The sequence below is a fragment of the Thermogemmatispora onikobensis genome, from assembly GCF_001748285.1.
GTDB classification, from domain to species: Bacteria; Chloroflexota; Ktedonobacteria; order Ktedonobacterales; family Ktedonobacteraceae; genus Thermogemmatispora; species Thermogemmatispora onikobensis.
Genome location: NZ_BDGT01000058.1, coordinates 1 through 19,709, shown reverse-complemented (window position 1 = coordinate 19,709; position 19,709 = coordinate 1). Strand labels below are relative to the sequence as shown.

Here is a 19,709-nt window from a genome sequence, read left to right as displayed (position 1 = left end):
TTCGCTTCCTTCACGGTCCAGGCCGAACAGGCCATTCCCTCCTTCCACGCTCTTCAGAAGAGCCTCCCCCTTATCTTCTCCCCTATAGATAGAACGCTCTAGCTGCCAGCTTCTTGGCAGCCAGGATCTCAATCAGGAGTATTGTACAAGATAGATAGGCAAAGATACATGAAGAGATAGAGCCAATACTTGCTGGAGGAGATTTCTCTTTTCTGAGAGGACAGCAAAGGTCTGGCAGCCAGGATGCAGAGCGCCAGAGATGGAGGGAAGGGAGAGGAGCGAGGAACTATAGCGTGCTCGCATAGCGTCCCATCAGAGCGCAGCTCTCGCGCGGCAGCGGCCCTAGACGAAGAGCTTCGACGAGGTATATAATTTACGGATAATAGCTATTCTTGCATCGCCGGCATAAAGGGGGAGAATACTGGCAGTGAGCAGCCATCCAATACCAGGCTCAGGCAATGGTGCTTCGGCCAGCGGCAGCTCTTTTTCACATCGGCGTGAAGGGCGCACGACGAACGGCGCAACACCAGCATCAGTGTCACAGAGCGCCAGTGGACGCGGATCTGCTGGTTCTTTTGACCTCAACGGCCTCATTGCAGAACTACGCGCCCTGTTTGAGCGGGACCGGCAGATAGCCAGCCAGCCCGATAGTACGCGCTGCGGCATCTGCTATCTGCACTATCGCTTGAGCGAGCTGCGCTGGCGAGAGGAAGGCTTCTACATTTGTCGCGAGTGCGAGCGCCTTTTAGGCCAGCAACCGATGCCGATGTTACGCAAGCAGCAACGACAGGGCTAGTCGACAGGGGTTCCTTTAGCCAGCCCGAGTCGCACCACAGAAGCTGGCAGCCCTGCCGAGACAAGCGCGCAGAGCAGGAAAGTGAAAGAAGGGCCCGCGCCAGCGTCAACGCAACGCCCTATTCCTTGCTGGTGCGGGTCCTCCCGTTGGCCTTAGACGACCTCTGGTTCCGGCTCCTCGATCTCCCCCTCGCGCGCCGGACGCAGGTCTTCAGGGCGATCGAGACGGTCCAGAAAGAGGATGCCATCCAGATGGTCGATCTCATGCTGCAGAATACGAGCAAACCAGCCCTCAGCACTCACCTTGATCGGTTTGCCCTCGACGTTCTGACCTTTGACCACTACCTTTTCGGCTCGCCTGATGTTATCTCCGACGTAGCCTGGAATGCTCAGGCATCCCTCTGTTCCCAGCGTCTCCCCTTCGGCTTTGGTGATCTCTGGATTGAAGATCGCCACTTTGTGGTCCTCGTACTCAGCGACGAAGACGCGAATCGACAGGCCGATCTGGGGAGCAGCCAGGCCCACCCCATGCGCGGCATGCATGGTATCAAACATGTCCTCCACCAGCCGCTTCATGGAGGCTTCAAAGCGGTGTACCTTCTTGGCTTTCTGCCTCAAGATTGGGTTTTCAGCCGTAATGATCTTGCGAATCGCCATAGCTCTTTTCCCGAGACGTATCCCGAATGAATTGCCACACAGCCACAGTCTGGCAGTCAATGTTATATAATTTGCGTATATATCCTATCACATGGGCATGCGATTATCCATAGACGGCGGAGGTGGAACGTGGGATCTGCGCCAGCAACCAGTGAGATGCTCACAGACAGAGTGGCCGCCTACATCGCCCGTCACGGCCTGCTTCCTCCCCAGAGTGAGATCATAGTCGCTGTCTCGGGTGGGGCTGATTCGCTCTGTCTGCTCCACCTGCTGCACTCGCTCTGTGGCGAGGGTAGGCCCTTTCCCACGGTGCGTCTATTGGCCGCCCACCTTAACCACCGTCTCCGCGGCGAGGCGAGCGAGCGAGACGCCCTCTCTGTCGCCCGGCTGGTCTCTGCATGGGGCATTCCTTTGACCATCGGTAGCGTGGATGTCCCGGCCCTGGCGCGACGAGAGAAACGCTCGCTTGAGGAGGCCGCTCGTTTGGCACGCTATGCCTTTCTACGCGAGGTAGCCCGGGGCCGCCTCATCGCCGTTGCCCATCAGGCTGATGACCAAGTGGAAACGATTCTGCTTCACCTGCTGCGTGGCAGTGGCCTGGCGGGACTGGTTGGTATGGCTCCCCGCCAGCAGGATATCATCCGCCCCTTACTGGAAGTGAGCCGGGCCGAGATTCTGGCCTACTGCCAGCAGCAGGGCCTCCAGCCCCTCGAAGACGAGAGTAATCGTGACCCGCGCTTTTTGCGCAACCGTGTCCGTCATGAGCTGCTACCGCTCCTTGAACACCTGAATTCGGGTATCCGCGAAACGCTGCGCCGTAGCGCTGAGGTTCTTCGTGTCGACCTGGAATGGATAGAAAGCTGTGTCTCGCAGAGTTGGTCGGCAATAGTAACCAGCGCCAGCGCGGAAGAGGTGATCATGACTGTGCCGGCGCTGCTTGCGCAGCCACTCAGTTTGCAGCGTCACCTGCTTCGTCGCGCCACGGCCCTGCTCTGTGGAGGGCAGTCCCCGTTAGAGCCGCGCCACTATGCTCTGCTTACAGCCTTCTTGCAGGAGGCCCAGCGCTCGCGGGCCGAGCGCTCGCTGGATCTGCCAGGTCAGCTACAGCTGCAGATCAGCGGGTCAAAGCTGCGTCTCTTCCACCATTCTCTGCGTCGGCAGACCTCTGAGACCACTGCAGGTGGCGAGACGCTCCTGTTACCCGTTCCAGGGGAAGGCCAGGTTCCCGGTACCCCCTGGCGCGCTCGGGCGATGCCACTGGCCCCCGAGGTCGAGCAGGCAGCACTGGAGGCGCTGGCGCGTGAAGACTGGGAAGCGGTCTGGCACCTTCTGCCACGGACACGCTATCTTGTATATATCGACGGCGAGGCCGCTGGCCCACTGTTGCAGGTGCGCACGCGCCGGGCGGGTGATCGTATTCAGCCTCTGGGCATGCAGCAGAGCCGTAAGGTCCAGGATGTGCTTGTCGACGCCCACGTCCCGCGCTCAGAACGGGATACGCTCCCGCTCTTCTTCGTCGACTCGCGCTGCATCTGGGTCGCTGGCCTCTGCCTGGCTGAGTCCGTTCGCCTCAGCCGTACTACCCGCCGCATTGTCCAGCTCAGCATCAGCCGCTAGGGCGAGCAGCGCTTTTTCATTGCTATTCTTCGGGAAGGGAAAAACTATGCACGAGGATATCGAAGAGATTCTCGTTACTCAGGAGCAGATTGAGGAGAAAGTCAAGGAACTGGGACGCCAGATCACCCAGGATTACCAGGGGAAGAACCTGCTGCTCCTGGGAATTCTGAAGGGTGCCATTCCCTTCATCGCCGATCTTTCGCGCGCGATTGATATGCTGCACGAAATCGACTATATGGCCGTCTCTAGCTACGGCAATGCCACGCAGTCGAGTGGTGTGGTGCGTATCCTCAAGGATCTGGAGGGGCCAATCGATCAGAAGCATGTGCTGATTGTCGAGGATATCGTGGATAGCGGCCTGACGCTGCATTATATGCTAGACCTCCTGCGCCAGCGACATCCACTGAGCCTGCGCGTCTGTACCTTGCTGTACAAGGAGCGCGAACGCGCTAAGTCCCTGGAGCTGGCCTACATCGGCTTTCGTATCCCCAATCTGTTTGTGGTTGGCTACGGCCTCGATTATGCCCAACGCTACCGCAATCTGCCCTACATCGGCGTCTTGAAGCCCGAGGTGTATCAGAACAATCAGAAACCAGAGCGCCAGCATAAAAGTCCAGCAGAAAACAGCTAGCGCTTCCGTTCTCTCTCAGATCGCGATCGATCATTAAAATAGCGCATGCTTGGTGCAGAGGGAGCCTGCTTTGTGCTATAATTCCTCATAGGATCAGAAGGGCGTTCGAGGAGGAAGGCGATGCAGATCACAGTTTGTAACCTCGGCCCATTGCGACGGGCAGAGATCGTCATGAAGCCCCTGACGGTCTTTGTCGGGAAGAACAATACGGGTAAAACCTGGCTGGCCTATACGATTGCAGGCTCCCTCGGGCGCTATAGCTGGAGCCGCTACCTCAGCGCCTACTTGAGTGGGCAGACGCGCCAGAAGTATCGCCCTCTCGATCAGTTGGTACGGCGCGTTGCCGAGCAGAGCAGTGGGTTCCTCGATCTGCTGGACTTCGCCGAGGAGCACGCCGAGCGTTTCCTCAACGACCTGCTCCTGGGCGTACCGGAATGGCTGCCGCTCTTCTTGGGCAGCGACCACGCGCGTTTCGAGGAGTTGACTCTCAGCATCGATATCGCAGCATTTAAGCCGGAGCTCCTTCGAAGGCTGCTCCTGGCCAGCGTCAGCGATTATATCGGGGGAGACAAGGAGGATGCCCCCTTGAAAGCCTTGAAGGAGAGTGGAGAGGCCCGCCTCTATTTCTACCCAGGCCAGAATGTGAGCGAGCGCCTTCCCCGTCGAGAAATCGCGGGCTTCGTGAATGGCATCGTCTTCCGCGAGATCCTCCAGGCCTTCTGGCGCAATATCAGCTATTTCCCGACCGAGCGCAGCAGCATTATCTACGAGCGCTTTATCTCTTTACCTCCTTCAGTGAGGAACAAACGAGGCCACCGGACAACCGATACCAGAGGTTTATTGGAGCGCTTGCTGACAGCCCTCTCAGAGCAACAGCCGCGTCTCGTGCCTGTGCCCATCGCCGACTTCGTCGAGATCGTCTGGCGCTTCCATCGCCAGAGTAGCCTGAGTCTGAGCCAGGTAGAGGACCAGGCTGCAGCCAGTCGCAGCCCTTACTTGGAGTTGGGCGCTCTTCTGCAAGAGGAGATTCTGGAGGGAACACTCGACTTTACCCCCGCCGAAGCCGGCACGGCGCGCGAGATTCTGTTTTGCCCTATCCCAATGGCCGCCTCTCCTGAGCCGACGCCCCGAACAGAGCTGGAATTATCCGTCTCCTCCTCGATGGTGAAGGAGCTTTCTTCGCTGGCCCTCTATCTGCGCTATCTGGCTCGCCCGGGCGAGCTGCTCGTCATTGATGAGCCGGAAATGAACCTCCACCCGGAAGCTCAGGTCAAAATGATCGAGCTGCTGGCTATGCTGGTGAATGCCGGCTTGCAGATCATGATAACTACTCACAGCACCTATATGATTGATCACTTGATCAATCTGCTGGCCGCCGCCAGACACCCGCAGGAGCGTCACGATGAGCTGGCCTCGCTCTTTTTCCTTCAGCGCAAAGAGGCCTTTCTCGCTCAGAATCAGGTCGCCGTCTACCACATCCGCGACGATGGCGAGGCTGTCAATATCCTCGATGAAGAGGGCATCATTCATTGGCGCACCTTTAGCGAAGTGACGCGCCTCGTCGAGCGCATCCACTTCGAAGTGGCCGATTAAGGGTAAGGGAGAAAAAGATCACCCTTCAGTTCAGCAGGAAGGAAGCTGACACGCTATGCCGCTGACACGTCTGCTGCTCATCGGCGCAAACTCTTCAAAATGTATCAACGGCGAAAAGGGAGACAAGGTCGTCATCGCACCTAAAAATCAGAAGGCGAAAGCCAACTTTGGCCATCTGGACGACCCTTACGCCGGCGAGGTCATTCTCTGTTTCCAGCTCGACGACGGTAGCGATCAGGCCCGTGAGCTGCTCCGCAGCCTGGGCATCAGAGACGGCGATCGCCGCTGCGATGGCCTCATCTTCTACAGCCGGGATGGCTCTCCAGAACGCACCATCTGCCTGGTTGAGCTGAAGCATAGCCGCGTCGAGGAGGCCGCTGCCCAGCTCATCCGTACTCGCCAATGTATCGAAGATCTCCTATGTAAAGACTGCGGAGAGCCAGGGAAAAAGTATATCCAGCGACTGCAGTGGAAAGCCTGTCTCTACCGCCACGGAGCCTCACCTGACGAGACGAGTAAAGTTCTGAGAGAGCTGCGTCACTATTTCAAGCACTATTATTCATGTGATCATCAATCTGCTGACATTGGGCCATTTCTGCGCGGAGAAAGCGAGCAACGCATGGCAGAGGGTCGCCGGGCCAGGAAGCGCGAGCGCTAGACAGAGAGAGTCGCTCGCGTGGTGTCGCGGCGGAGGAAGTGGTGGGAAAGAGAGGGGAGCCAGGCCCCTCAGTAGAGACACGAGGTTGACCGTCACCTCCCCTGTGCTACAATGAGAGGCAGCCCATAGCCCTTCAGCGAGCGAGCCTGCGGGCAACCGAGCATAGGAGAGGAGGACAATGGCATCCGTTGCAGTGATTGGCAGTGGTGCCTGGGGAACCACGCTGGCGCTTTTGCTGGCCGACAAAGGGATCGATACGGTCCTCTGGGAGCATCGACCCGAGCGGGCCGCCGACATGGCGCGTCTGCGTGAAAATAGACTCTTCCTGCCCGGCTTTCGCTTTCCCGAGCATCTAGGAGTCACCGCCGATCTGGAAAAAGCCGTTCGCCATCGCGACGTCATCATCCTGGTCACACCCTCACAGCGCATGCGCGAAAACGCGCGGCAGCTAGCCCCCTATCTGGAGCGCGGCGCCATCGTCGTGAGTGCCAGCAAAGGGATCGAGCTCAGCACGCTCCAGCGTATGTCGGAGGTGCTGGCCGAAGAGCTACCGGAGGCTCGTGCACGTCTTGCCGCCCTCAGTGGTCCCAACCTCGCGCGCGAAGTCGCCGAGGGGAAACCCACAGCTGCCGTGGTAGCAGCCCAAGATGGGGCTACCGCCATCTACCTGCGTACCCTGCTGAGCACAGCGCGCTACCGGGTTTACACTACCCAAGACATCATCGGGATTGAGCTGGGCGGAGCCTTGAAGAACATCATCGCCATTGGAGCAGGCATCAATGACGGCATGGGCTACGGCGAGAACGCCCGCGCCGCCTTCATCACCCGTGGTCTGGCAGAGATCACGCGGCTCGGCACCGCTGCTGGGGCACATCCGTTGACCTTTGCCGGCCTGGCAGGCTTAGGTGATCTAGTGGCCACCTGCTCCAGCCCCTTGAGCCGCAACCACCAACTTGGCCGCCGCCTGGCTGCAGGCGAAAAGCTTGACGACATCCTGGCCTCCATGCACAGCGTGGCCGAAGGTGTCTATACCACCCGTGCCGCCCTCCAGCTAGCCCAGCGCTACGGTGTTGAAATGCCCATTACCCAGCAGCTCGCCCTCGTCCTGTTCGAGGGTTACGACCCCTACAAAGCCGTCCTGGAACTGATGATGCGCGACCCCAAAGGGGAGATGGAGGGTTTGATCGAAGGCAGCATCTATGTGAGCTAAGACCGGATCACGCGAGAAAGAGCGCTGCAGAGGGAATAGAATAGACTGGGCTGGACTGGGCCGGAGGCTGACCGGCCTGGCCCAGCCACATCACCCAAAAAAGTAGGGGCGCGTTAAACGCGCCCCATAGCTACCTTGGGAAGAAGCTAATCGAGATAATCCTTGAGCTTGCGGCTGCGGCTGGGATGGCGCAGCTTGCGCAGAGCCTTCGCCTCGATCTGGCGGATGCGCTCGCGCGTTACATGAAACTCCTTGCCAACCTCTTCGAGCGTACGGCTCCGACCGTCATCGAGACCAAAGCGCAACTGGAGCACCTTCCGCTCGCGCTCGGTCAGGCTGGCAAGCACATCCTCAACCTGCTCCTTCAGGAGCTGATGGCTGGCCGCATCAGCGGGAGCAAGGGCCGTGTGATCCTCGATAAAGTCACCCAGGTGACTATCTTCCTCCTCGCCGATCGGCGTCTCCAGACTCACTGGCTCCTGGCTGACCTTGATGATCTCGCGCACCTTCTCGGGACTGATGTCCATCTGCTCGGCGATCTCCTCCGAGGTTGGCTCACGCCCAAGGTCCTGCAAGAGGCGACGACTAATGCGGATCAGCCGGTTAATGGTCTCGACCATGTGAACCGGGATGCGGATCGTGCGAGCCTGATCGGCGATAGCACGGGTAATGGCCTGGCGAATCCACCAGGTGGCGTAGGTACTGAACTTGTAGCCCTTGGTGTAGTCGAACTTTTCGACGGCACGAATCAGGCCAATATTGCCCTCCTGGATCAGGTCCAGCAGGCTCATGCCCCGGCCAATGTACTTTTTGGCAACGCTCACCACCAGGCGCAAATTAGCCTCGGTCAGGCGCCGCTGAGCCTCCTCACCCTCCTCGATAATGCGCCGATTCGGGTTAGGCTTGGCAGCCTCAGCCTTGCCCCGCTCCATCAGCCGCGCCAGGCGGACCTCCTCCTCAGCGGTCAGCAGAGGAACCCGCCCGATCTCGCGCAAGTACATGCGCACCGGATCGTCGAGGCTATTTTCGAGGTCGGCGACAACGATTCCAAGGCCGTCCTGGAGATCATCCCACTTGGCCCCGGTCATCGCCTCTACGTCGACCTCGTCCTCCGGTCCGGGTTCCCAGTCTGCCGGTGGCTCCTTGGTATCCAGGGCATCCATGGTTTCTTCGTCCTGTAACTTGGAGAACAGGTCATATGACTCACCGTCATCGGCAGCCGTGACAAGGCTACCAGCGGTGGTAGCACGCAGACCTAGTGAATCGATATCGTCAAAAACACGGTGCGAGTCTTCGAGGAGCATATCCGCCTCGAAAGGCTCATATACATCGCTCAATTGTTCAGTATGCACCTCTTCATTCCGCGATCTCGTCATGACATCCTGCTTCTGATTCACCATTCTGGCTCCCCCTTCAGAAAACGGGTCCGCAATGAATAACGAATAAAGAGACTGACCCTGCTCTCTGAAAATAAAGAGTAAGATAATAGCGCTATGCGATGCTGATCATCGCCGCCCGCCCACCCCACTCCCCTACCCAGGCTATCCCACATCACCCATCTAACATCTGGGCTTGAGGATTTTCATCCCTGCAGATTCGTCTTCACGTGAATCTCGCGGATCTGCCGGTGGATTTCCTGCAGCTGACGCTCCAGCTCGTGCACTGCGGTCAGGTCCCCCGTTTCCCGGGCCTCCTGGATCAAATAGCGCAGCTCCGTATTGAGCTGCATCAGCCGCATGCGCTTCAAGCGGGTTGCACATTGGGTGGCCGCTTTGATCAGTCCTGCTCCATCGAGCGGAGACGCTGCCTCGATGCGCCGTTGCGCTCGGGCCGCCGTTTCCAGCAACGCGGAAGGTAACAGCTGCTCTAAGGGTTGATGGAAAGAGGAAGAGCCACGTTGATAAAGAGAGTTGAGAAAGTGGTACAACTCCCGCGTGTCCGTCCCGATAAAGTCACCATCGTTTATTATACCACAAACATGTTGACTTAAACCAGGATGTTGGAGGAGTAGCCCTATCAGGTAGTCTTCCCATTCTACTCTATCCAGGCTTCCTCTGTCAAGCGTCGGACCTTTGCCGCCGGGGCCAGCGCTGACCGGGGCCCCCCCCTCTCCCACTCTGGCCTCCTCCCCCCCGGCGGGTGAGACCGGGGAGAGTGTCTCTGTTCCGGCTTTCTCGCTGGAGCTGAGACCAGTCTGGGCCAGTGAGGGCAGAGAGCGCAGCGGAGCCGGAGCCTGCGATGACTGGCGCTGCCGTCCTCTCCCTTTCCTGTTGCCTTCCACCTCCCTCCTACCCGACTCGGCGGGCACAACGATTTCGGCCACACTCTGGTGTCTGCCACGCAGGCTACGCTGCAATTCATTATACAGGCTCTGTTCATCGACATGGATCATCCTGGCTAGCTTCCGCACATAGGCATCGCGTTTGACGCGATCACTGATCATAGCGATGATGGGAAGCAGGCGCCGCGCCGCCAATGCCTGGTCTCTCGGTTGACGCAGATCCAGGTCCATCGTCTTGGCTACAAAGTAATAATCGACCAAAGGTAACGGATGAGCAAGAGCCTCCTCCCATTGGGCCGGGTTCTGGCGGATCACCTCATCGGGGTCCTGGCCCGCGGGCAGCATGAGCACATCGATTTGAGCATCGATCTCTTCTTCCAGGCGAATAATGGCCCTGGCGCCGCTCCCCTGACCCTGACCACGGCGCTCCTGGGGTGGCGCCGGTAGTGGGACGGGAACGATCGTTCGCTCTAGCGAGCGGAGCGCCTCTTGAATGCCGTGCTCCGTCGCGGCCATGCCGGCGGCATCGGGATCTAAGGCCAGGGTAATGCGCCGCGCCAGCTTTTTGATCTGCTGGATGTGTTTCTCGGTGATCGCGCTACCAATACAGGCAACGGTCTGCCGCGTTCCGTACTGGTGGGCCATGATGGCGTCGATATAGCCCTCGACAATGATCACCTGGTTGGCTTGCTTGATCGCCTCTTTGGCACGGTCGAGCGCATAGAGCACGCTATTCTTCTCGAAGAGCGGCGTCTGAGGGGTGTTTAGATATTTGGGCTGGCCATCACCCAGCGCGCGCCCTCCGAAGGCAAGCACCCGCCCCCGCAGGTCTCGAATGGGAAAGATAATGCGGTTCCTGAAGTAATCATAAAGGCCCTGCCCGTCCTCTGGCTCACGAGCCAGACCAGCACTGACCAGCTCCTGCTCGCTATAGCCCTGCGCGAGTAGATAACGACAGAGACCATCGCGGCTGTCGGGAGCGTACCCCAGGCCAAAGGCTATAACGGTCTCTGCCGTGAGACCACGACTCTGAAGATAGGCCCGCGCCGGGGCTGCTTCGCGCAAACGCAGGAGGGCCTGATGAAACCAGAGCTGAGCATCCTCGTTGAGCTGGCGTAGCCGCTCGCGCTGGGCAGCCAGCTCACGCTGCTGGGCTGTATCGTAGCCAGGCTGTTCATCCAGAGAGACGCCCGCTTTCTCCGCCAGGTAGCGCAGGGCCTCCGGAAAGTCGAGACCCTGGGTCTTTTGCACAAAGGTGAAAATATCGCCGCTCTCGTGACAGCCAAAACAGTGCCAGTGCTGCGACTCTGGAAAGACATAGAAGGAGGGTGTGCGCTCGTTGTGAAAAGGACAAAGGGCCTTGAAGGCCCGGCCCGTTTTCTGGAGCTTCACCACCTGGCCAACTTCATCTACCAGGTCGAGGCGCGCTTTGATGGTTTCGATGATTGAAGACATTGGCCGCCCTCAGCCAGCGACGACATTGCTGCCGTTGTGTTCAGAGTTTCTTTAGGAGAGGACGTCGATCGGACAGACGATGCCATCCCCCGCCTGGGCCGTCAATGCACTTTCTGCCCGAGGGAAACGAGCAAGTCTTGCCGGAAGACACCACACTGAGGGAGGAAAGCACGTGGCCACCTCTGTCTTTGCGACCGCCTCCCTGGCCGGGCAAGCGCCCGCCAGAGCGAGAGCATCAGCCGGTCAGGTCTGTCCTCTCTGCCATCCCTAGAGATATAACGAGCTACTGCCAGGAAAGTCGCACTCGGGGGGACAAGATACGTCCGGGTCCTGGAGCCGCCGACTATGAGCTGGGCCACAACTTTGACCGGCAACCTCTTGCCTCCAAAGAGCACCGCGGCTCCTCTCTTCTCAGTGCTCTGTCAGCCTCTCTGATCAGCCCCGGCGTCCAGGCTCAGCTATGTTGCATTTCTGCAACGCTTACTGCCCTCCGACCAGCAAAAGCCCCTGGCATCGCGGCAGTTATCCACATATCCACAGCCCCTACTACTGTTATATCCATCTATCATTAAAGGATGGATATGGGTAGCAGTAGTAATAGGGCCTGTGGATATGTGGATAACCCCAGCCAGCTCGGGCCGATCCTCTGAACGATCTCGCTGGCTGAAATGGCTCTCGGAGCGGTTCGACAGGCAACTTGACAGGAGTTTTATTTTGCTGAGAAACGCCGCTTGCTCTGTGCAAAAGTGGTGGAAAACTTGGGGATAAATGGCAAGCAGGCTGTGGATGAGAGGGGAGATCGTCCAGGGCCTGTGGAAAAGTTATCCACAGGCTCCGTGGAGAAGTCCAATGGTCGGAAAAGCCGCTGTGGATAGTGTGGAAAAGTTATCCACAGAATCGGTGGAAAACTAGAGAGAAGGATGTCCTGACACAACAGGTCAGGATGACCGTTGTGGATAAGTTATCCACAAAAGTTGTGGATAAAGTAGGAGCTGCTGCTATTTATCCACAGTTCCCTCTAGCTTATCCACCATTGCTGTGGATATCTCTGCTTTAAAAATGAAACAGTGAAGTATTAGTCCGTCTGCTACGCCAGCGAGGTCGGGAGAGGGTCCTTCATCCCTTCTTTGGCTGACAGGCAGGCGATAAACGGTTGTAGGGAAAACCGCTCGCCTGTGTGGATAGTGTGGAAAAGTTATCCACAGAATCGGTGGAAAACTGGAGAGAAGGATGTCCTGACACAACAGGTCAGGATGACCGTTAGTGGCATAGTTATCCACAGTTTTTGTGGATAAGTGCCTGTCCTCTTGTCCGAATATATCAGACGTATGAGGTCCAACTAGACGTTTTATGGGAGGCTGTGGATAACTTGTGGAAAAGTTATCCACAGAATCGGTGGAAAACTCGGGAAAACCGCTCGCCTGTGTGGATAGTGTGGAAAAGTTATCCACAGAATCGGTGGAAAACTGGAGAGAAGGATGTCCTGACACAACAGGTCAGGATGACCATTGTGGATAACTTATCCACAAAACCTGTGGATAACTTAGAAATACCGACCGCTTGTGTGGATAAGTGAGCGGAGTGAGAAATCTTTATCGACAGGTTATCCACATTGCCTGTGGATAACCTGCCTGGAATGTGTATAAAACTATCTGCAGGGAACTGTGAAAATGGTAGAACGCTGGTGAAACGCTACTCTTACACCGAGAGAGCGGGAACCAGGTGACCGGCTCCAGCCTGGGCTAAATAGCTATAGATTCGCAGCAGTTCGGCGACGCCGCTGGCGCTGGCAGCCTGATAGCCGGCGTGGTGAGGAGGGTCGCCATCGAAGACGCCGCCGATCATGCCGAGCGTATGCTGGGTCAGCTCTCGGAGAAACGGCTCCAATGCTCGTAAGCCCTGGCGCCAGATATACTCCTGTCCCAGGGGAGTAACGTGGCCGGGGTCTGGTTCTTCACCGTTGTGACGGCGGCCATCGAGCTTTAAGAGCGCCTCAATGTAAGGGCCGATCAGCCATGTCCAGACGGTGCCCTGGTGGAGGGCCTGATGCTGTTCTTCGCTGTTATGGCCCAGCCGTCCGCGATAAGCAGGATCGTGGGGGGCCAGAGTGCGCAAGCCATAGGGGGTTAAAAGATGGCGTGTGACCTGCTCTAGCACCTCTAGGCGATGGGCTGGGGCGAGGGCTGTGTGGCGCAGAGAGATGGCCAGCAGCTGATTAGGGCGCAGGCTGGGATCATGGCCGGCGGGTCCATCGAGAACATCGTAAAGATAATGTCCCTCGGCGTACCAGAAGCGCTGGAACCCCTCTGCACAGCGCTGGCGCAGCTCCTGAATGCGTCCACTCAGATAGGTATTCCCGCCGCGTCCACGGACGAAAGTCGACCACTCCTCCATCAGTGCCAGGGCGTGATACCACAGGGCATTGATCTCGACCGGCTTACCGCTGCGCGGCGTGACCGGGCCTCCATTGGCATAGGCGTTCATCCAGGTCAGGGCCTGGTGGGGGCTGGCGCTCTGCAGCAGGCCGTCGTGCGGATCAACCTGAATCCCGTGCTGAGTTCCCTCCAGGTACCAGAGCAGGCTTTCGGCCAGGCGGGGGTAAAGCTCGACGATCAGCTCTTCGTCTCCGCTGAAGCGGAAATAGTGATCGAGGGCGTAGAGGTACCAGAGTGTGACATCCGCGTTGCGATAGTCCGCCTCGCTGAGGCTGTGGCTGGCAGGCGCCAAACGGTCCGGTAGCAAGCCCTGTTTAAAGTTGCGCGCCAGCCCGCGGAGTAAGCGACGGCACTCCTCGAAGCGTCCAGTGGCCAGCATGAGCCCGGGCAGAGCAATCAGGGCATCGCGTGTGTACTCTTCCAGCCCGTAGAATGTTGACAGGATCGAGAAGCGCTCTGCTTCCTGCCCTGCCAGGGGCCTGGCGTAAGGTTCCTGGCCCGGACCGGCCAGGCGGGCGGGTCGCTGACGAACCAGGAAGCGGTTGCCTGCCTGTACAAGCAAGTGCAGAAACTCCTCGCCCTCGCGCTGAGGATTCGTGGTGCCCGTCAGGGGTAAGACCTGCAGGCGATAGGAGGTTTCGCCTCCTTCGCCGAAGTAGCGCTGGGGCTGGAGGAGCGCGCGCTGCTGCTCGACGCTCCGCCGGTAGGCCAGGGCCAGGTAGCTGGGCGTCAGCGGCAACAATGCCGGGTCCTCGGTCGTGGCCACAATGGTGAGTGTGGCCTCCTCTCCTGGCCAGAGGCGTGCGCGGAAGACGCCCGGCAGGTAGAGGTCGTCCACTGCGGGTCGCCCGGCATCGCGGTCAACACGCCGCAGAAAATGCCAGTACCATACCCCTGTTGGGATAAAAAGAGGCTGGCTGTCGGGATGGCCGACGATGAACAGATGATAGGGCTGAGCATCCCTGGTGGCTCGAATGGTGCAGCCGGTCACGCCGCGAGGAAGCTGCAGCTGCCCGGCTGGCCAGGGGGCCGAAGCGACTCCTGGCTGCTGCTCGCTGCTGTGATGTACCTCTACCTGAAAGTGCCAGTCGTTGTGGCCGGCCTGGGGGCTGTCGAAAGGACGATAGGCAGAGAACGGCAGCAGGGTCAATTCCAAAACATGCTGATCCAACGCGCGATAGCGAAGATAGGTGCGCTGATAGGTGGGCGGACTGGTCAGACCCGAGGCTGAGGTTATCGCACGCGCACGCTGCTCGCTCTCCGGCCCGAAACCGCCCTGCTCATGCTCATGGTGGCGCGAAAGGCGATACTGGATGCAGGTCGTGTGTTGGCCTGGAATCATCCAGATCCGTTTCTCTAACATTACCCCATCGAGGCCGCCGATGCGGTAGAGAAAGACAGGAAAACCCTCCTCTAAACGAAAAGCCTCCAGGTGAACGAAGCCGGCGGGGCTGAGCGTGCCATCGCGGTACTCGTTCGTCCCAAGATAGTAGGTGCGCTGATCAAAGACTGCCTCCTCATCGATCTTCGCCAGCAATAGCTGGGGAGGAGCCTTCTGCTCAATTGGGATCACGAGCAGACCATGCTGCATGCGCGTCAGCACGCCGGCAACGGTGCCCGCGGCATAACCTCCCAGCCCATTGGTAATCAGCCACTCGCGCGAAATGGTCTCGTTCAGGTCACAACAGATACGGCGATCGAATGTGATGGGCATCGTGGACCCTCCAGGCCCTCTTCAATGATAGGCGGCTCTCCCCGCTGGACATCATGCTCTGCCTGTACGTTGTGCCTCACAGCACCCCTTATTTAGTGTAGCATAACAAGTGCCAGGAAGCAGCATTTTTCACACGGTCCTTCTTACAATGTCAAAGGATTGTGCTTCTGGCGTTGCACAAATGAGCCTCGGGTGACAATCCTCCCTGGCGGGGCGCATATAACAATGCAGAGAGTGCCAGTGGAAAGCCCCGGGCGAAGGCGGTTGGCTCATCTTCTCGACTCGAAGCAGACCTTGGGTTGCGTCCTGTGTAGCGCTCCTTGCCTCCTACCTTGTATTATGTCGACGGGCGTCCAGGTCTGCGATCAAACCGAAACCGGGAACTTGTCAATAACAGTCGAGCTATGCTACACTGCGCATATCCTTTGCACCCCATGTCGTTCTGTTAACTAGAGGAGGTGTCTGCATGGTATCCTCTCCAGTCCGCAGGGCAGGAAGCCGGAGCGTGCTACGAAGTGGGATCTTGCTGGGCATTGTGCTCATCTTCGCCCTGGCTCTGGCCGCCTGCGGTGGTTCGTCAGCGCCCGCGAGCGGCGGGGGCAATGCGAGCAACAAATATGGCCTCATTACACCGGGCGTGCTCACGGTCGGTAGCGATACAACCTATCCGCCCCAGGAGTTCATTGACCCAGCCACCAACCAGCCCAAAGGCTTCGACATCGATCTCATCACGGAGATCGCCAAGCGCCTGGGGCTGCAGGTCCGCGTTGTGACTGACGGCTTCGACACCATCTTTGACGATCTCGCGGCCCGGCGCTTTGACCTCGTGATCTCGGCGGTCACGATCAACCCCGATCGTCAAAAGAAGTTTGATTTCATCCCCTATTTCAATGCCGGCGAGTCGCTCCTGGTCGAGAAGGGGAATCCGCTGCACATCACGAGCGTTGACCAGCTCTGTGGCCAAAATGTGGGCGTTCAGACTGGCACGGTTGAGCAGACTGACCTGCAGGCGGTCTCGCAGAACTGCACCAAGGCCGGCAAACCTCCCATCCATCTGACGGTACTCAAGGACCAGACGGAAGTCGTCCAGCTGCTGGCCAACCATCGCGTGGTTGCCACCTATCAGGATTCGCCGGTGACCGACTATTATTTGAAGCAGAATCCTGGGAAGTTTGAGGTTGGCGGCTCGGTGGTCAATGCCGCGCCCGAGGGGATTATGTTCCGCAAAGGAGATACGGCTCTCTACAATGCTGTCAAGGGGGTCTTTGATGCCATGCGCAGCGATGGCACCTACAAGCAGCTCATCGACAAGTGGGGGCTGACCAGTGGCGCCATTGCTCTCATGGAGCGGCGTGCCCTCCTCTAGCCTCACTGGCAGGCTCTTCGCGCAGGTTACCTCAGCCTCCTTCGTCTCATTTTTGTTGGCCCGCTCCTATGGTTCGTAGTGGAGGCTGATGGCCCTGGCAGGGTGAGCATGCTGCTAACTGAGAGACGGTGTGGTTACCGCTCACTGCGCGCCAGCTCCTCCTCCCTTTCCTTTGTTCTTTCATAAAGAGAGGAAAGGGAGTGGCATGGACTTCCCCCTTCTGCTGTACACTATCATAAGTAAGGAAGAGGTCTGGTCCAGGCAGACCAGAAGAAAGGAAGGACGCCGCTGCCAGAGGGAGGGGAGCGCGCTCAGTTAGCTCTGCTCATCCTGCGTCCAGCGCTAGCCAGCCTCTTGCCCGATCTAACGACCCAAGGAGATCCCCGCCATGTTCGATTGGGATGCCGTTTGGAAATTCATTCTGTCACCCTTTTTTCTCCAGGCCGCCTGGACCACGCTCTGGCTCTCTGTCGTTGCCCAGCTGGCCGGCGTGATCCTCGGCTTGTTCCTGGCGCTCATGCGCATGTCACGCTTCAAGTGGCTCTCCTTCCCCGTACAAGTCTATGTCTGGTTCTTCCGCGGCAGCCCGTTGCTCGTCCAGGTGCTCTTGCTCTGGGATGGGCTGCCCAAGCTGGTCCCCGGCCTGCTCTTCAGTCAGATTACCTGCATATTGATTGCCTTCTCTTTAAACGAGGCAGCCTACATGTCGGAGATCATCCGTGCGGGCATCAGCTCGGTTGATCCAGGGCAGATGGAGGCTGCGCGTGCTTTGGGCATGCGCTACTGGTTGGCTATGCGCCGCATTATTCTGCCACAGGCGGCGCGGGTCATTATCCCTCCCCTCGGCAATGAGTTCAACAATATGCTCAAGACCACCTCGATCGCCTCTGTCATCGGGCTGGAGGAGCTGACTGGTACCGCTGAGATTCTGGGGGCGCCAAGCTTCTCGATTTTTGAACTGCTGATCGTGGCCACCGTCTACTATCTGCTGCTGACAACTTTGTGGGACTACTTCCAGCGCTGGATCGAGCGTCGGCTGGACCCCGAGTATGCGGCCAAAGGCGGGCGACCAGGTCGGCGCCCAGGACAGAAGAGCTGGGCCCAGCGAGTCCTGGGATTCGGCAATCCACCCCTGGAGTCCGGGGAGTTGATCGCTGGTGGGCATGGAGGAGCGCGCTAGTGCGTGTCTGCTTGAAAGGAGGCGCTACCGGTGACAGAGCAACAAAGCTATAACGGTTATCAGGAGCAAGAACCTCCTCCCTCGGCTGTCCCCCCTCAAGCCGCTGAGAGCGTGGAGATGGTTCGCGTTGAGGAGGCGGTGAAGCGCTTTGGCGACCTGCTCGTCCTCAACAATGTCAGCATGACGGTGGAGCGTGGACAGGTCGTCGTGATCATCGGCCCCAGCGGCTCCGGCAAAACAACCTTGCTGCGCTGCATTAATCACCTCGAGAAGATCGATGGGGGCCGTATCTATGTTGATGGGCAGCTTGTTGGCTACCGTCTGGTGAAGGGACGGCTGGTCGAGGCCAAGGAGGCCGAAATCGCCAAAATGCGGGCCCAGATTGGGTTTGTCTTCCAGCGCTTCAACCTCTTTGCCCACATGACGGCCCTGGAGAACATTATCGAAGCTCCCATTCATGTCCTGGGCATGCCACGAGACGAGGCGGTCGCTTACGCAATGGAGCTGCTGCGCAAGGTCGGCCTGGAGGAGAAGGCCCACGTCTATCCCCATAAGCTCTCGGGCGGTCAACAGCAGCGAGTGGCCATTGCGCGCGCTTTGGCCATGCGCCCCAAGCTGATGCTCTTCGATGAGGCAACCTCGGCCCTCGATCCCGAGCTGGTGGGCGAGGTGCTAAAGGTCATGCGCCAGCTGGCGGAGGAGGGGATGACTATGGTGGTGGTGACCCATGAGATGGGTTTTGCCCGTGATGTGGCCGATCACGTGATCTTTATGGATCACGGCGTGATTGTGGAAGAAGGTACGCCTGACCAGATTTTCGATGATCCACAGAGCGAGCGTACTCGGAACTTCCTCGGCCTCATCGCTGCAGATTAAGATAAGAGCCAGGTAGGTGAGCGGCAGAAGAAGGAGCACAGCCAGTATGCGTCTTTATCAGGCGATCCTTGAGGAAAACCTGACTGTACGGCCAGGGCTTCACTTGCTGGAGCTGCGCGCGCCGGCCCTGGCGCAGGCGGTGAGGCCGGGCCAGTACTGTATGGTACGCTGTGCTGAGGAGGGGTCGTTTGATCCGCTGCTGCGCCGGCCTTTCTTTGTGCATAGCATTGAGGGCGAGCACTGCCGTTTTCTGTTCCAGGTACGTGGGCGCGGTACGACCTGGTTAGCACGGCGCCCTGTAGGGGAAGAGCTGGACCTGCTGGGTCCCTTGGGCCAGGGTTGGCGACTGCCGCCCCGCCTGAGCACGCTCCTGCTGGTCGCTGAGGGCTTCGGGGTTGTGGCTCTGGCGTTGCTGGCTCAGCGCGCTAGCGAGCAGGGGCTGGCGGTGACCCTTGTGCAGGAGGTGGCGCAGCCGCAAGAAAGCTACCCGGCTGCGCTGTTGCCGGAAGAAGTCGAGTACCATCTGCTGACGAGCGATGGCAGTGGCGCACAAGGCCAGGACCAGCAAGGAAGACTCTTGACAGCGCTGGGGGACTATCTCAGTTGGGCCGATGCCGTCTGTTTGGGCGTTTCACGTGAAACGGCGCTGCAGCTCTATCAACACTTCGAGCGTCTGCGCCGTCCAGGTTTCGCCCAGGTCGCGGTGCTCCAGCCCCTCGTTTGTGGCATTGGTGCCTGCCTGGCCTGTACCCTGGAGACCAGCCGTAGCCCGCGCCTCATCTGCCTGGAAGGACCAACCTTCGATCTGCAGACCCTGGCTCGAAGCTGACCGGGCAGAGTCCGCCAACCCCGACCAGTGGGCCTCTATCCTGCTGGCCCACTGGTCGACTGGTCGACTGCTTCTAGAATACTGGCGAACTGGCCTCTTCCTTTCTTTCTTCCTTCCTTCCTTCCCTCCCTCCCTCCTTCCCTCCCCCAAGGCCCAGGTTCCCCCTCTCGGCTTCCAACTGCCTGCCACCAGAGGTGCTGCGGCACGAATCAGGGGAGCTGCAAGAGGGCGATCTCTGCTAACCGATCGAGATCGGCTGGCTGACAGGGGAGGAGAAAATTCGGTGTCGTATCCAGCAGTTCCACGAAAGCGGCCACTACCGTGGGGTCGAAGCTGGTGCCGGCATCGCGCCCGATCCGCTCGCGCGCCATCTCCGACGGATATGGCTCTTTGTAAGGACGCTGCGAGGTCA

Annotated in this window: 14 protein-coding genes and 1 pseudogene; 10 read left to right on the top strand and 5 right to left on the bottom strand. The window is 58.9% G+C overall.

The features are described 5' to 3' along the window. Window positions 1–427: 427 nt before the first annotated feature. Window positions 428–796 (top strand): hypothetical protein, encoded by a 369-nt coding sequence (locus tag BGC09_RS19100; protein ID WP_069805814.1) that lies wholly within the window; start codon window positions 428–430, stop codon window positions 794–796. A gap of 152 nt (window positions 797–948) precedes the next feature. On the opposite strand, the gene def is transcribed toward BGC09_RS19100, so the two are convergent. Next, window positions 949–1,452, bottom strand: a complete 504-nt coding sequence (gene def, locus BGC09_RS19095; protein ID WP_069805813.1) for a peptide deformylase — start codon at window positions 1,450–1,452, stop codon at window positions 949–951. A gap of 156 nt (window positions 1,453–1,608) precedes the next feature. Here def and tilS point away from each other — a divergent pair, with 156 nt between their 5' ends. From tilS to BGC09_RS19070, 5 genes are all read left to right on the top strand, one after another. Then, entirely contained in the window at window positions 1,609–3,069 is a 1,461-nt protein-coding gene (gene tilS / locus BGC09_RS19090; protein WP_069805812.1) for a tRNA lysidine(34) synthetase TilS, read from the top strand. Between the two features lie 46 nt (window positions 3,070–3,115). Then, window positions 3,116–3,700, top strand: a complete 585-nt coding sequence (hpt, locus tag BGC09_RS19085) for a hypoxanthine phosphoribosyltransferase (protein ID WP_069805811.1) — start codon at window positions 3,116–3,118, stop codon at window positions 3,698–3,700. Between the two features lie 120 nt (window positions 3,701–3,820). Further along, on the top strand, window positions 3,821–5,293 hold the full coding sequence (locus tag BGC09_RS19080) for an AAA family ATPase (protein ID WP_069805810.1): 1,473 nt from the start codon (window positions 3,821–3,823) through the stop codon (window positions 5,291–5,293). Window positions 5,294–5,348: 55 nt separating this feature from the next. After that, on the top strand, window positions 5,349–5,951 hold the full coding sequence (locus BGC09_RS19075) for a hypothetical protein (RefSeq protein ID WP_069805809.1): 603 nt from the start codon (window positions 5,349–5,351) through the stop codon (window positions 5,949–5,951). Between the two features lie 178 nt (window positions 5,952–6,129). After that, window positions 6,130–7,161: an NAD(P)H-dependent glycerol-3-phosphate dehydrogenase gene (locus tag BGC09_RS19070; RefSeq protein ID WP_069805808.1), complete on the top strand. Its 1,032-nt coding sequence runs from the start codon at window positions 6,130–6,132 to the stop codon at window positions 7,159–7,161. Between the two features lie 146 nt (window positions 7,162–7,307). Here BGC09_RS19070 and rpoD read toward each other — a convergent pair whose 3' ends face one another. The 3 genes from rpoD to BGC09_RS19050 all read right to left on the bottom strand — a co-directional run bounded on the left by rpoD (window position 7,308) and on the right by BGC09_RS19050 (window position 15,046). Next, window positions 7,308–8,537, bottom strand: a complete 1,230-nt coding sequence (rpoD, locus tag BGC09_RS19065) for an RNA polymerase sigma factor RpoD (RefSeq protein ID WP_084659122.1) — start codon at window positions 8,535–8,537, stop codon at window positions 7,308–7,310. A gap of 206 nt (window positions 8,538–8,743) precedes the next feature. Next, complete coding sequence (gene dnaG, locus BGC09_RS19060; protein ID WP_069805806.1) at window positions 8,744–10,897, bottom strand: DNA primase; 2,154 nt, start codon at window positions 10,895–10,897, stop codon at window positions 8,744–8,746. Between the two features lie 1,698 nt (window positions 10,898–12,595). Beyond that, the gene (locus tag BGC09_RS19050) at window positions 12,596–15,046 is read right to left on the bottom strand and encodes an amylo-alpha-1,6-glucosidase (RefSeq protein WP_069805804.1); all 2,451 of its coding nucleotides are present in this window, start codon (window positions 15,044–15,046) and stop codon (window positions 12,596–12,598) included. Window positions 15,047–15,551: 505 nt separating this feature from the next. Here BGC09_RS19050 and BGC09_RS19045 point away from each other — a divergent pair. The 4 genes from BGC09_RS19045 (at window position 15,552) to BGC09_RS19030 (ending at window position 19,297) form a co-directional block, all read left to right on the top strand. Further along, window positions 15,552–16,412 carry an ABC transporter substrate-binding protein gene (locus BGC09_RS19045; RefSeq protein WP_069805803.1) on the top strand — a complete coding sequence of 287 codons (861 nt, stop codon included), beginning with the start codon at window positions 15,552–15,554 and terminating at the stop codon, window positions 16,410–16,412. 388 nt (window positions 16,413–16,800) lie between these two features. Further along, the gene (locus BGC09_RS19040; RefSeq protein WP_069805802.1) at window positions 16,801–17,592 is read left to right on the top strand and encodes an amino acid ABC transporter permease; all 792 of its coding nucleotides are present in this window, start codon (window positions 16,801–16,803) and stop codon (window positions 17,590–17,592) included. A gap of 117 nt (window positions 17,593–17,709) precedes the next feature. Further along, complete coding sequence (locus BGC09_RS19035; protein WP_069805820.1) at window positions 17,710–18,468, top strand: amino acid ABC transporter ATP-binding protein; 759 nt, start codon at window positions 17,710–17,712, stop codon at window positions 18,466–18,468. A gap of 46 nt (window positions 18,469–18,514) precedes the next feature. After that, the gene (locus tag BGC09_RS19030) at window positions 18,515–19,297 is read left to right on the top strand and encodes an iron-sulfur cluster-binding protein (RefSeq protein WP_069805801.1); all 783 of its coding nucleotides are present in this window, start codon (window positions 18,515–18,517) and stop codon (window positions 19,295–19,297) included. A gap of 209 nt (window positions 19,298–19,506) precedes the next feature. Here BGC09_RS19030 and BGC09_RS23000 read toward each other — a convergent pair. Then, window positions 19,507–19,709 (bottom strand): annotated as a pseudogene (locus BGC09_RS23000) (hypothetical protein); the annotation flags it as partial.